The 12,457-nt window shown below is 68.7% G+C and carries 10 protein-coding genes; 2 read left to right on the forward strand and 8 right to left on the reverse strand.

Features of this window, described 5'->3' with window-relative positions:
* Positions 1-11: 11 nt before the first annotated feature.
* The 3 genes from G4D83_RS07905 to G4D83_RS07915 are packed head-to-tail and all read right to left on the reverse strand — an operon-like array spanning position 12 to position 3,211.
* Complete coding sequence (locus tag G4D83_RS07905) at positions 12-1,076, reverse strand: branched-chain amino acid ABC transporter permease (protein ID WP_163864066.1); 1,065 nt, start codon at positions 1,074-1,076, stop codon at positions 12-14.
* 2 nt (positions 1,077-1,078) lie between these two features.
* The gene (locus G4D83_RS07910) at positions 1,079-1,999 is read right to left on the reverse strand and encodes a branched-chain amino acid ABC transporter permease (RefSeq protein WP_163864067.1); all 921 of its coding nucleotides are present in this window, start codon (positions 1,997-1,999) and stop codon (positions 1,079-1,081) included.
* Positions 2,000-3,211: an ABC transporter substrate-binding protein gene (locus G4D83_RS07915; RefSeq protein ID WP_163864068.1), complete on the reverse strand. Its 1,212-nt coding sequence runs from the start codon at positions 3,209-3,211 to the stop codon at positions 2,000-2,002.
* A gap of 439 nt (positions 3,212-3,650) precedes the next feature.
* On the opposite strand from G4D83_RS07915, the gene G4D83_RS07920 reads away from it, so the two are divergent.
* Positions 3,651-4,529, forward strand: a complete 879-nt coding sequence (locus tag G4D83_RS07920) for a YsnF/AvaK domain-containing protein (protein ID WP_163864069.1) — start codon at positions 3,651-3,653, stop codon at positions 4,527-4,529.
* Positions 4,530-4,595: 66 nt separating this feature from the next.
* On the opposite strand, the gene G4D83_RS07925 is transcribed toward G4D83_RS07920, so the two are convergent.
* The 5 genes from G4D83_RS07925 to G4D83_RS07945 form a co-directional block, all read right to left on the reverse strand.
* On the reverse strand, positions 4,596-6,128 hold the full coding sequence (locus tag G4D83_RS07925; protein ID WP_163864070.1) for a serine/threonine-protein kinase: 1,533 nt from the start codon (positions 6,126-6,128) through the stop codon (positions 4,596-4,598).
* Positions 6,129-6,178: 50 nt separating this feature from the next.
* On the reverse strand, positions 6,179-6,478 hold the full coding sequence (locus G4D83_RS07930; protein ID WP_163864071.1) for a hypothetical protein: 300 nt from the start codon (positions 6,476-6,478) through the stop codon (positions 6,179-6,181).
* Between the two features lie 96 nt (positions 6,479-6,574).
* The gene (dnaK, locus tag G4D83_RS07935; RefSeq protein ID WP_163864072.1) at positions 6,575-8,398 is read right to left on the reverse strand and encodes a molecular chaperone DnaK; all 1,824 of its coding nucleotides are present in this window, start codon (positions 8,396-8,398) and stop codon (positions 6,575-6,577) included.
* A 5-nt stretch (positions 8,399-8,403) separates the two neighbouring features.
* The gene (gene grpE / locus G4D83_RS07940; RefSeq protein ID WP_163864358.1) at positions 8,404-9,315 is read right to left on the reverse strand and encodes a nucleotide exchange factor GrpE; all 912 of its coding nucleotides are present in this window, start codon (positions 9,313-9,315) and stop codon (positions 8,404-8,406) included.
* Between the two features lie 101 nt (positions 9,316-9,416).
* Positions 9,417-9,932 carry a transcriptional regulator gene (locus G4D83_RS07945; protein ID WP_163864073.1) on the reverse strand — a complete coding sequence of 172 codons (516 nt, stop codon included), beginning with the start codon at positions 9,930-9,932 and terminating at the stop codon, positions 9,417-9,419.
* 227 nt (positions 9,933-10,159) lie between these two features.
* On the opposite strand from G4D83_RS07945, the gene G4D83_RS07950 reads away from it, so the two are divergent.
* The gene (locus G4D83_RS07950) at positions 10,160-12,448 is read left to right on the forward strand and encodes a lamin tail domain-containing protein (RefSeq protein WP_240356205.1); all 2,289 of its coding nucleotides are present in this window, start codon (positions 10,160-10,162) and stop codon (positions 12,446-12,448) included.
* The last annotated feature ends 9 nt before the right edge of the window (positions 12,449-12,457 follow it).

Below are 12,457 nucleotides of genomic sequence, written 5' to 3' on the forward strand. Positions count from 1 at the left end.
TGCGTTCGCGCTCACGCGAGCCCCCTGCGCTTGCGAGGCAGCCACCGCGGCAGGACGTCCCAGATCTCCTTCGTGCCGAACAGGCCCTGGGGACGCGACAGCATCAGCACGACGAGCAGCAGGCCGTAGATGGGCATGCGAATCTGGTCCACCCGCTGCGCCAGGCTGCCCTCGGTGCCCAGCGCGCCGAACAGCGAGCGCATGCCTTCGGGCAAGAGCGTGAGGAAGATGGCCGCCACGACAGCGCCGGTGGTGGAGCCCAGGCCGCCCAGCACCACCATGACGACGATTTCCATCGAGCGCACGAAGGTGAAGGAGCCGGGGTTGATGATGGGCACGAAGTGGGCGAACAGGCCGCCGGCGATGCCCGCGAAGAACGAGGAGAAGACGAAGGAGCGGACCTTGTAGCCGGTGGTGTCCACGCCCATGGCCTCGGCGGCCACTTCATCCTCGCGGATGGCCCACAGGCTGCGGCCGTGGCTGGAGCCGGCGAGCCGCCGCGCCGCCAGCACGACGAGGAACACCCAGAAGAACACCATGCCCGGGCTGGAGTACTGGGGGATGCCCGACAGGCCCAGCGCGCGGCCGAACGCGTCCGTGTTCTGCACGAAGACGCGGATGATTTCGCCGAAGCCCAGCGTGACGATGGCCAGGTAGTCGCCGCGAAGGCGCAGCGAGGGCAGGCCCACCAAAAAGCCGCACAGCGCGGCGGCGACGCCCCCGACGAGCAAGGCCAGCATGAAGAGGACCTGGTCGCTGGCCGACACCGGCAGGAACGACAGCGCCACCTCCTTGAGCTGCAGGGAGGTGTAGCCCGCGATGTACGCGCCCACGGCCATGAAGCCCGCGTGGCCGATGGAGAACTGGCCCGTCATCCCGTTCACGATGTTGAGGCTCACCGCGAGGATGATGTTCACCCCGACGACGGACAACAGATACGTGGCGAAGTCGGAGCCGGTGAGCGACCAGTGGAACAGCGCGAGCGTGGGAATCGCGATGAGCAGCGGGAGGATGCCGCGCAGCGCGGGAGGGACGAGGGACGGTGCCTCGGGGACGGGAAGCGCGGGGGATTGCATCGTCACACCTTCTCCGCGGCGACCCGGCCGAACAGGCCTCCTGGCTTCACCAGCAGCACCAGGATGAGGAAGCCGAAGGCCACCGCGTCACGCCAGGTGCTGGCCGCGTAGCCCACCACGAACTCCTCCACCAGCCCCAACACCAGCGCACCCACCACCGCGCCCGGCACGTGGCCGATGCCGCCAATCACCGCGGCGACGAAGGCCTTGAGGCCCACGTACAGACCCATGAGCGGGCTCACCGACGTGTCCTTGATGGCGTAGAGCAGCCCCGCGCCCGCGGCCAGGCCACTGCTGAGCATGAACGTCAGGGCAATCACGCGGTCGGTGGGGATGCCCATCAGCGCCGCCACCCGGTGGTCCCAGGACACGGCGCGCATCGCCCGGCCAAAGCGCGTGCCGAAGACGAGGTACTGCAGGCCCACCATCAGCCCTACGGCAATGAGGAAGCTGATGACCTGCCAGTTCCAGACGACGACGTCCCGGTCGCCGATGATGATCCACTCCTTGGGCTCGATGATTTCCGGGAAGGCGCGGGGGCTGGCGCCCGGCAGGAAGCCGATGTCCAGTTGGAAGCCGTAGGAGAGCGCGAAGGAGATGCCGATGGCGGTGATGAGCGCCGTCAGTCGGGGCTTCTCGCGCAGGGGGCGGTAGGCGAAGCGTTCAATCAGGAAGCCGAACAGCGCGCACCCGAGCATGGCCACCGCGAAGACGGCGGCGATGCCCAGGAACGAGCCGCGCGCCTCGCGTCCAATCGCGAAGGCGGTGGCGTAGCCCATGTAGACGCCGACCATCATGACGTCGCCGTGGGCGAAGTTGATGAGCTTGAGGACGCCGTAGACCATCGTGTAGCCGAGCGCGACGAGCGCGTAGATGGTTCCGGCGGCCAATCCGTTGATGAGGTGCTGGAGAAGCTGCGCCATTTAGGGAGAGATGGTCGTCACATACTGCGTCTTGCCGTCCCCGACCTTGAGGACGACGGCGGACTTCACGGCATTGCGATTGTCATCCAGGGTGACGGTGCCCGCCACGCCTGGGAAGTCCTTCGTCTTCGCGATGGCATCCCGCACCGAGGGGCCACTCAAATCCTTGGCGCGCTTGAGCGCCTCCACCGCCACGCGGGCCGCGTCGTAGCCCAGCGCCGCCAGCGCGTCCGGCACGCCGCCGTACGCCGCCTTGTAGTCGGCGATGAACTTCTGCACGCGGGGGTCCGGGTTGTCCGGCGAGTAGTGGTTGGAGAAGTAGCTGCCTTCAATCGCGCTGCCGCCCAGCTCGAAGAGCTTCTCGGAGTCCCAGCCGTCGCCGCCCATCAGCGGAACCTTGAGGCCCACCTCGCGGGCCTGGCGCGCGATGACGCCGACCTCGCTGTAGTAGCCCGGCACGTAGATGCCGTCCGGCTGCGTCTTCTTGATGGCGGTGAGCTGCGCGCGGTAGTCGGTGTCGCCCTGGCTGTAGCTCTCCGTGGTGGCGACCTTGCCGCCCATCTCCGTGAACTTGCGCGTGAAGACGTCCGACAGGTCGATGGAGTAGGCGCTCTTGTTGTCCTGGAGCACCGCCACCTTGCCCAGCTTCAGGTCCTCGCGGGCGAACTTCGCCATGACGAAACCCTGGAACGGGTCGATGAAGCACACGCGGAAGATGTAGTCGCCCTTCTGCGTCACCGTGGTGTTGGTGGACGAGGGCGTAATCATGGGCACGCCCGCCGCCTGCGCCTTCTCCGCCATGGCCAGCGAGTTGGACGAGGCCACGTCGCCCAGGATGAGCACCACCTTGTCCTGCGTAATCAGGCGGGTGGCGGCCTGCGCGGCCTCCTCCGGCTTGCTCTGATTGTCGTAGACGCGGACGGCCAGCTTCTTGCCATTCACGCCGCCCGCGGCGTTGGCCTCCTTGAGCGCCAGCTCGATGCCGTTGCGCGTGGAGATGCCGAAGGTCGCCTGGCCACCGGTGAGCGCGCCCACCTGGCCCAGCAGGATGGTGTCGGAGCCCGCGGCGGGAGTCCCGGTCGCCGTGCTCCCGGACTGACCCTGCGCGGCCTGCGTGCCAGCCTCGCCGGAAGGAGTGGGCTGCGTCTTCTTCTCGCAGGCCGCCGCCATGACGGCGAGCGCGGCGAGCAGCATCGGGGCAAGGCGTCGCATGGGGAGCAATCCTCCTCAACAGGGGGTGCTGCGAGTCAAAGCCCCGGTTTTCTAGGGGAGCCCTCTCCATGGGTCAAGCGCGCTGCCAGTCAGGCCCTCCGCTCACGTACCCTCCGTGCGGCGCGTCACGGGCCACAAAGACCCCACTCACCGTGGGAGAGCAGGGGGAGAGCGGGCGTCCGGTACACCCGTCCCACACCGCGCATGACGCGCCCACCGGGGGCGCCACGAGCCGCGCCCCGCGAGGAAGGCTTTTCGGCGGCGGAGCGACCGCCACACGCCGGGCGGGGGCAAGCAGCCCCGTTGGGGGCAACCACGGGACCGAGCCCCTCGCGCGCATGTCGCCATGGCACTGTTCATCCCCGGACCTGTTCCCACCTTCCGGTTGATGGAGAGGTGGACCGCGCCCTCCATCCAGCCAGCAGGAGGAGAGCCAGCCATGTTCCAGCGCAAGGATGTCAGGGAAGGAATGGCCGTACGCAGCATCGACAACGAGAAGCTCGGCAAGGTCTTCGCCATCGGCGACGACGCATTCCACATCGAGAGGGGTCTGTTCTTCCCCAAGGACTACCGGGTCGCGTTCTCGGAGGTGAGCGAGATTCGCGACGGGGAGGTGATTCTGAACCGGGGCAAGGACGCCCTCCAACAGGTCTCCGACGCCGAGCGCGCCAAGGGCACCGCCGGCGCGGGCATGGCGGCCGGGGCCATGGGCCTGGCCTCCGAGCGCACCACGAAGACGGAGACCCGTGTACGCAACGGGGACCCGGACATCTCCCGGGGCACCGTCACGCCGCTGCCGAGCGCCAACCTGGGCACGGACGCCAGCTACTCGGCCAACATGAGGGCGGACACCGACCTCAAGAGGACCGACTCGCGCCTGGACAAGGAGCTGCGGCGGGACGACGACATCTCCATCCCCGTCCATCGGGAGAAGCTGTCCGTGGAGAAGCGCGACACCCAGGCGGGTGAGCTGCGCGTGCACAAGGACGTGGTGGAGGAGGAGGAAGTCGTCAAGGTCCCCCTGCGCCACGAGCGGGTCCGCGTGGAGCGCCGGGCGGTGACGACGGAGAGGCCCGCGGTGGGCGCGACGTTCAAGGAGGAGACCATCGTCGTCCCGCTCCATGCGGAAGAGGTGGACATCACCAAGCGCTCGGTCCTGGATGAGGAGGTCGTCATCCACAAGGACGTCGTCGAGGAGGAGCGCCGCATCACCGAGCGGGTGCGCCACGAGAACGTGGACATCCGCACCGAGGGCGAGGTCGACGCCCCCCGCACGCTCAACGCCCCCGACGACGACCCGTCGCTGCGCCGCTCCTGAGGCGACGCCCGGGTCAGGCCGCCCGGGCTCCGCTCCTTCCGGAGTGGGGCCGGGCGTCCGCCCCCATCAGCGCGCCGCCTTCTTCTGGGGCGCGGGGCGAGGCTCCGTGTCGATGTCCTCCTGCGGGGGCATCGCTCCGGAGGTCGCCGCCGCCATCAACGGCCGGCCGCCCGCCTCCGTGCGGTCCAGCCGGTTCAGCTCCCGGAGCCGGTCCGGGAAGTGCCGGGCCATCAACCGCGACAGCTCCGTGTCCTTGGCGGGCGTGACGACGTCCACGAGCCGCTCCGCCATCTCCTGCGCGCTCGCGAAGCGCGCCGCGGGAGACTTGGCCAGCGCCACCTCCAGCACCTCCCACAGCGGGCGGGAGATGGTGTCGGGCCGCGTCAGGCGCTCGTCGCAGATGGCCTGCATGGAGACCAGCTCGTCGCCCCGGTCGAACGCGCGCCGCCCGGTGAGCGCCTCGTAGAGGATGAGGCCCATGGCGAACAAGTCGCTACGCGCATCCAACCGCTGCCCCCGGGCCTGCTCCGGGGACATGTACAGCGGCTTGCCCTTGACGATTCCCGGCAGCGTCATCGTCCGCTGCGCGCGGACCTTCGCCACGCCGAAGTCCAGCACCTTCACCTGACCGTCGAAGCCCACCATCAGGTTGTGCGGGGACAAGTCCCGGTGCACCAGGTGCAACGGCTTGCCGTCCTCGCCCTTGAGCAGGTGCGCCGCGTGCAATCCGTGCAGCGCCTGCACGACGATGGCCGCCGCCTGCTCGGGCGTCAGCGCCCCCTTGTGCGCGCGCAGGAGCCGGTCCAGGTCCACGCCACGCACCAGCTCCATGGCGATGAAGTACGCGCCCTGCGCCTCGCCGAAGTCGTAGACGTGGACGAGGTTGGGGTGCGACAGCCGCAGGCCGATGCGCGCCTCGTCCAGGAACTGCTGGACGATGGCCGGGTCCGCCGTCAGGTGCGGGAGGATGCGCTTGAGGGCCACCAGCCGCCCCAGCCCCTCCGGGCCCCGCGCCCGCGCCACCAGCACCTGGGCCATGCCGCCCGTGCCCAGGGGCGTCAGCACCTCGTACTTGCCAATGCGCCCGCGCGGCACCGGCGTGTCGTCCAGCGACAGCTCGTCCAGCCGCTCCAGGGGCCCCTGCCCGTCCGTCAGGGCCAGGAAGGCCAGCACTGCCGTGTCGAGCTGCTCGCCGATGGCCTCCACCAGCTTCATCACCAGCCCGCCGCCATCCTCGAAGGCGCCGTCCACCGCCAGCCCCAGGCCGCCCAGCTCCAGCTTGCCGAGCTTCAGCCGGGTGCAGAACAGCATCCGCCCGTTCTTCAGCCGGTGCGGCCCTCGCCAGTTGGCGGCTTCGAAGACGTCCGCGCCCAAATCGCCCAGCACCCGCGTCAGCACCGGCCCGCGAGTGCCTCGCAGGGACACGAAGCCCGCGGGCGCGTGCACCATGCGCGCGCACTGCGTGAGGAAGACATCCAGCCCCGCGTCCAGCGTCAGGCCGCGCTGGAGGCAGTCCTCCAGGATGTCGTCCGACATTCGATGAACCGCCACCAGGCCGCGCAGGAACGCGACCTCTGTCTCCAACGAAGGGAATTCCACGGGCCCATTACACACCCGCACGCGCTTCCCCGGAAAGTCTGGGGTTGCCGCTAGACGCGCTCGCGGTCCTTCAAGGACACGCTACTGGACACCCGCTCGGAGGAGGCCGAGGACAGCGGCAGGGCGCGGCGGTCGTCGATGAGGCCGTGGATCTCCAGCATGTGCTCCAGGTGGGCCACGCGCGCCTTCAGCATCGCCGTGTCCGGGTGCTGGCCGAGCTGGGCCTCGCGCAGCCGGATGAACGCCTCCAGCACCGGCTTGAGCGAGAAGCGCAGCGTCAACCCGAGAAAGGGGATGCCGACCGTCATCGCCACCACCGACGTAATCACCACGGCTTCGACTGGATCCATGACTCACGACCTCGGAACGGACAGGGGGTGCTTCACGCTACGAAAGAGGCGTGGAGATGATTGCACGCCCCCCGTCCGGAATCCGGGGGTGCTCGTTCAGCTCGCCTGGCCGGTATAGATGGCGTCGGCGATGCGGTAGGCGCTGCCCTCCAGGCGCTGGAAGGACTCCTTGAGGGCCACCGCGTCGGAGGTGTTGAGCATGCCCTTGAGGCGCTCCAGGTCCGTGCGAATCTCCTCGCGGTCCTTCTCCGACAGGAGGCTGGCGTACTCCTCCAGGCTCTTCTCCGTCGTGTAGATGAGGCCGTCGGCGTTGTTGCGCAGCTCCGCCAGCTCCTTCTTCTTCTTGTCGTCGGTCGCGTGCGCCTGCGCGTCGGAAATCATCCCCTGGATTTCCGCCTCCGACAGACCGGAGTTGCTCACCACGCGCACCTGCTGGACCTTGCCGGTGCCCAAATCCTTGGCGCTGACGTGGACGATGCCGTTCGCGTCGATGTCGAAGGACACTTCAATCTGCGGCACACCGCGCGGCGCCGGGGGGATGCCCACCAGCTCGAAGCGCGCCAGCGTCTTGTTGTCCGCCGCCATCTCGCGCTCGCCCTGGAGGACGTGCACGCTCACCAGCGGCTGGTTGTCCACCGCGGTGGAGAACACCTGGCTCTTCTTGCAGGGGATGGTGGTGTTCTTGTCGATGATTTTGGTGAAGACGCCGCCCGCCGTCTCCACGCCCAGGGACAGCGGCGTGACGTCCAGGAGGAGGACGTCCTTCACCTCGCCCTTGAGCACGCCACCCTGGATGGCCGCGCCCACGGCGACGACTTCATCCGGGTTGATGCCCTTGTGCGGCTCCTTGCCGAAGAACTCGCGCACCTTCTGCTGCACGCGGGGCATGCGCGTCATGCCGCCCACGAGGAGCACCTGATTGACGTGCTGCGCGCTCAGGCCCGCGTCCTTCAGGGCAATCTTGCAGGGTTCAATCGTGCGGTCGATGAGGTCCGCGACGAGCGCCTCGAACGTGGAGCGGTCCACCGTCTCCGTGAGGTGCTTGGGGCCGGACGCATCCGCGGTGATGAACGGCAGGTTCACCTCCGTCTCCGGCGCGCTGGACAGCTCGTGCTTGGCGCGCTCGGCGGCTTCCTTGAGCCGCTGCAGCGCCATGCGGTCCTTGCGCAAATCGAGCCCGTTGTTCTGCTCGGCGAAGCGCTTGGCCAGGTAGTCGATGAGCCGCTGGTCGAAGTCCTCGCCGCCCAGGAACGTGTCGCCGTTGGTGCTCTTCACCTCGAAGACGCCGGCGGTCAGCTCCAGGATGGAGATATCGAACGTGCCGCCGCCCAGGTCGTAGACGGCGACGCGCTCGGTGCCGCCGTCCTTCACCTTGTCCAGGCCGTAGGCGAGCGCCGCCGCGGTGGGCTCGTTGATGATGCGCAGGACGTTGAGGCCGGCGATGCGGCCGGCGTCCTTGGTGGCCTGGCGCTGGCTGTCGTTGAAGTAGGCGGGGACGGTGATGACCGCCTCGGTGACGGGCTCGCCGAGGTAGTCCTCCGCCGTCTGCTTCATCTTCATCAGGATGATGGCGGAGACCTCCGGCGGGCTGTGGCCCTTGCCGCGAATCTCCACCCACGCGTCGCCGTTGGGGCTGGTGGCCACCCGGAACGAGCTGACGCTGATGGCCTTCTTCGCCTCCGGCGAGTCGAACTTGCGGCCGATGAGCCGCTTCACCGCGAAGACGGTGTTCTCCGGGTTGGTGATGGCCTGCCGCTTGGCAATCTGGCCCACCAGCCGCTCACCGGAGTCCGTGAAGCCCACCATCGAAGGCGTGGTGCGGCTGCCCTCGCTGTTGGGAATGACCACCGGCTCGCCGCCTTCCATGACGGCGACGCACGAGTTGGTCGTCCCGAGGTCGATTCCAATCACCTTGCCCATGATGCTTACTGACTCCCCCCGGAAGTGCTGTCCGACTGCGGCACGTGTGCCTCGGCGCGCGGCTCACCGTCCCGCGAGGACGGCGCCTCCACGGCCTCGGGCGGCGTGGTTGATGGAGTCTCCACCGCGGACGCGGCTTCGACGACGGGCGCGACTTCGGGTGCTCGCGCGACGACGACGAGGGCCGGACGCACCAGCCGCTCGTTGAGGAAGAAGCCGCGGACCACCTCGAAGGCCACGTGGCCCACGGGCACGTCCGCCGTCTCCACCTGCTGGATGGCCTCGTGCATGCGCGGGTCGAACGGCTGTCCCTTGGCGCTGAAGGACTTCACGCCGTGGCGTCCGAGCGTGTCCTCGAAGGACTTGCGCGTCATGGCCACGCCCTTCTGGAAGCTGTCGATGTCGGTGGACTTGGCCGCCGCCTCGAGCGCGCGGTCCAGGTTGTCCAACACCGGGAGCAGGTCCTTGAGCAGCTTCTCCGAGCCGAAGCGCTGGACCTCCTCCTTCTCCTTCTGCGCGCGCTTGCGGTAGTTCTCCAGGTCCGCGGCGGCGCGGACCATGCGGTCCTGCGCTTCCTTCGCGCGCTCGTGCGCCTCGCGCAGCCGGTCCATGGTTTCGCGGCCCTTGGCCTGGCTGAACTCGACTTGCGCCTTGAGCGATTCCACCTCCGCGCGCAGGGCGGCGACCTCTTCGGCTGTCGCCGGAGTCGCCACGAGGTCATCGGAAGTCACGGAAAGCTCGGGGGAAGCGGCGAGGTCCTCGTCGGAGGCGGCGGCCTGGGGGGCCTCCACCTCGATGACGGTCACCTCGTCATCCTCCATTCGACGCTCGACGCTGCGGACCGCCGCGTCGATGACGTCCTGCCCGATTTCCGCCTGGATGCTGTCCTTTTCGCTGGAGCCGGCCACGGCGCGCACTATCTCACGCGCCGCACACCGTTCCAACAGCCGGGAACGACTCACGGAATCCGGGCCTCACGATTGTGCGGGCCCGCTTCAGGCGGAGTGGAACTTCACGCTCAGGCGGTGGGCTTCTTGGCGCGGCCCATCGTCTTCTTGGAAGCCGGAGCGGCCTTCTTCGCTGCTTGCCCGCCCGCCTTCTTGGCCTTGGCGCGACCGATGGACTTGGTGCCCGCGGCCTTCTTCGCGGCGCGGGGCTCGGCCTTCGGAGCCGGGCTTTCCGTGGGAGCGGGCTCGACGGGGCTCGCGCGGGAGGAGGCGCCCTTGGCCCCCTTGGCCTTCTTGCTGGCGGGGGGACTGGCCGTGGCCTCGCCCTCCTGGTGGAAGGCGCGCTCCACGGCGCCCTCGACCTGGCGCACGGCCGTTTCAATCTTCTCCGCCGCCACCTTGGTGCTGCTGGCCGCCCAGGTGCGCAGCTGCTCCAGGCCTTCCTTCACCTTGGCCTGCTTGTCCGGGTCCTTCACCTCCTTGAGGAGGCGCTGCGCCTCGCCGCGAAGGTCGTCGGTCGTGCGCTTGAGTTCGTCACCGGTGCGCTTGAGGAACTCCATCAACTGCTTGTCCCACTTCTCGGCCATTGAGCGTGTCCTCTCGTCGGGCGGCGGCAGAGCCCCCCATGGTTCCCGCGACTCTCTTGAATATGTCACGGACGACGCTGGCGGCCATTGCCGTTCCAACGCGGCGCGACGTCCGCCGGCTCTGTCCCTGTTCGAGGCCGTCATCGTCGCGCAACAAGGATTTGGCTAGAGTGTCTCGTTTCAAATGCGGGGCCCGGCCGAGGGCCCGACCTGTTGGAGCCACACCCATGTCTTTCGTCCGCGCCGCCGGGGCACTCGTCGTCCTGGCCTTCTTGAGCGCCTGTCCGGGGAGCAATCACGAGGACCCCGGCGGGGGGCCCAAGTTCCCCACCACCGAGCTGGCCGACACCACGGTGGGCGCCACGTACGAGGCGCGCCTGACGGCCACCGGAGGGACGGCGCCCCTGAACTACACGCTGGAGACGGAGCCGCCCCCGGGCTTCTCCTTCTATTCGGCCGACGCGAAGCTCACCGGCCCCGCGAGCGCCTCCGGTGAGTTCTCCCTCCGGGTGAGCGTGCGGGATGTGGAGAAGAGCCAGGATTCGCACACGTACAGCTTGAAGGTGTGGCCGGCGCCGCTGCTCTCCAACACCGCGCCGCTCGCCGCGTTCACCGGCAACGGCTACACGCACACCTTCGGCGTGACGGGCGGGCGGCTGCCGCTGAAGTTCTCCGTGGTGGAGGGCTCGCTGCCCTCGGGCCTGTCGCTGACGCAGGACGGAGAGGTGACGGGCGTGGCGGAGCTGACGGGCACGCAGACCTTCACCCTGCGGGTGGAGGACGCCAGCGGCGTGAGGGTGGAGGGCCGCTTCTCCGTGGAGGTGAAGCCGAGCACGGTCATCCCGGACGGAGGACCTCCGACGAGCTTCCCCCTGTCGGTGGGCAACTGGAACATCGAGTGGTTCGGCTCGCCCACGGAGGACCCGGCGGACGACGCGCTCCAGTTGGCCAACGTGCGGACCGTGCTCAGCGACGCGGGCGTGGACGTGTGGGGCCTGGGGGAGATGGTCAACACGGCGCAGTTCGAAACGCTGAAGACCCAGTTGCCCGGCTACTCGGGGTTCCTGGCCAATGACCCCGTGGTGACGTTCGGCTCCGACTCCTACTCGTTCAACGAGCAGAAGGTGGGCCTGCTCTACAGGACGGGGCTGGTGGAGGTGCGCCAGGCTCAAATCGTCCTGGGCGAGTACGACTACGACTTCGCCGGCCGGCCGCCGTTGCGCGTGGACCTGCGCGTGAGCCGGGGCGGCTCCAGCGTGGACCTGACCATGCTGGTGCTGCACATGAAGGCCAGCGCCACCGCGGATGACTACGCGCGGCGGCTCGCGGCGGGCCAGCATCTCAAGGGGTACCTGGACGTCAACCTGCCCACGCAGCGGGTGATGGTGGTGGGTGACTGGAACGACGACGTGGACGAGTCCACCACCACGAACCCCGGCACGGGGGGACAGAAGTTCGACACGCCCTACCGCAACTTCGTGAACGACACGGAGCGCTACACCTTCGTCACCCAGGCCATGTCGCTGCAGGGCGTCGCCTCCACGGTGAGCTTCAGGACGTTCATCGACCACCAGCTCGTCAGCAACGAGATGCTGGCGAACTACGTCTCCAACTCGGCGGCCGTGATTCGGCCGACCCTCCCCAGCTACGGCTCCACCACGTCGGACCACTACCCCATCATCAGCCGCTACAACTTCGGTCAGGTGGTGGCGCGCGGCCTGAAGCTCACCGCGCCCAACGGCGGCGAGTCGTTCGGCGCGGGCGACACGGTCGGCATCACCTGGACGTCGGCCGGGGTGAGCACGGTGCGGTTGCAGTACTCCCTGGATGACGGGCTCACGTGGACTGACATCGCCGCGTCCGTGCCCGCGACGCCCGCCACGTACACCTGGACGGTGCCCTCGGTGGAGTCCGCCACGGCGCGGGTGCGCATCAGCGACGCACAGGACGCCACCTTCACCGATGGGAGCGACGGCGTGTTCGTCGTGAACCGGCCGGTGCCCACGCTGTTCATCAACGAGTACCTGCCCCACCCGAACAACGTCTCGGGGACCGAAACGGTGGACTTCGACAAAATGTTCGTGGAGGTCCGAAACACCGGCACCACCGCCGTGAACCTGGGCGGCTACTCCATCCACGACGAGGAGTCGCGGCGGGGCGACAAGCCCGCGCGCCACGTCTTCCCGGGGGGCACGATGCTCCAACCGGGCAAGGTCTACACCGTCTACTCCGGCGCGTCGGCGGTGCCCTCGGGCGTGCCCAACGTCGCCTACGCCAATGGCGGCGATGGACTGCGCTTCAACCGGGGCAAAAACACCGGCAGCTCCGGCGACACCGCCTTCCTCCTGCGTCCGGACGGCTCCGAGCAGGACAAGAGCAGGTACGACGACGCCACCCAGGGCATCTCCCACAACCGCAGCCCGGACGGCTCAGCCGCGGGGAGCTGGGTGCCGCACAACACGCTGTCCTCCTCGGGCGCGTCTCCCGGCACCCGCGTGAACGGCTCGGCGTTCTGAGCCGCCGGC

This window comes from Myxococcus eversor, assembly GCF_010894455.1.
Taxonomy (GTDB): Bacteria; Myxococcota; Myxococcia; order Myxococcales; family Myxococcaceae; genus Myxococcus; species Myxococcus eversor.

Coding starts and splice junctions, on each gene's coding strand:
- G4D83_RS07905 (WP_163864066.1), bottom strand. CDS start 1,076: ATGCAATCCCCCGCGCTTCCCGTCCCCGAGGCACCGTCCCTCGTCCCT.
- G4D83_RS07910 (WP_163864067.1), bottom strand. CDS start 1,999: ATGGCGCAGCTTCTCCAGCACCTCATCAACGGATTGGCCGCCGGAACC.
- G4D83_RS07915 (WP_163864068.1), bottom strand. CDS start 3,211: ATGCGACGCCTTGCCCCGATGCTGCTCGCCGCGCTCGCCGTCATGGCG.
- G4D83_RS07920 (WP_163864069.1), top strand. CDS start 3,651: ATGTTCCAGCGCAAGGATGTCAGGGAAGGAATGGCCGTACGCAGCATC.
- G4D83_RS07930 (WP_163864071.1), bottom strand. CDS start 6,478: ATGGATCCAGTCGAAGCCGTGGTGATTACGTCGGTGGTGGCGATGACG.
- dnaK (WP_163864072.1), bottom strand. CDS start 8,398: ATGGGCAAGGTGATTGGAATCGACCTCGGGACGACCAACTCGTGCGTC.
- G4D83_RS07945 (WP_163864073.1), bottom strand. CDS start 9,932: ATGGCCGAGAAGTGGGACAAGCAGTTGATGGAGTTCCTCAAGCGCACC.
- G4D83_RS07950 (WP_240356205.1), top strand. CDS start 10,160: ATGTCTTTCGTCCGCGCCGCCGGGGCACTCGTCGTCCTGGCCTTCTTG.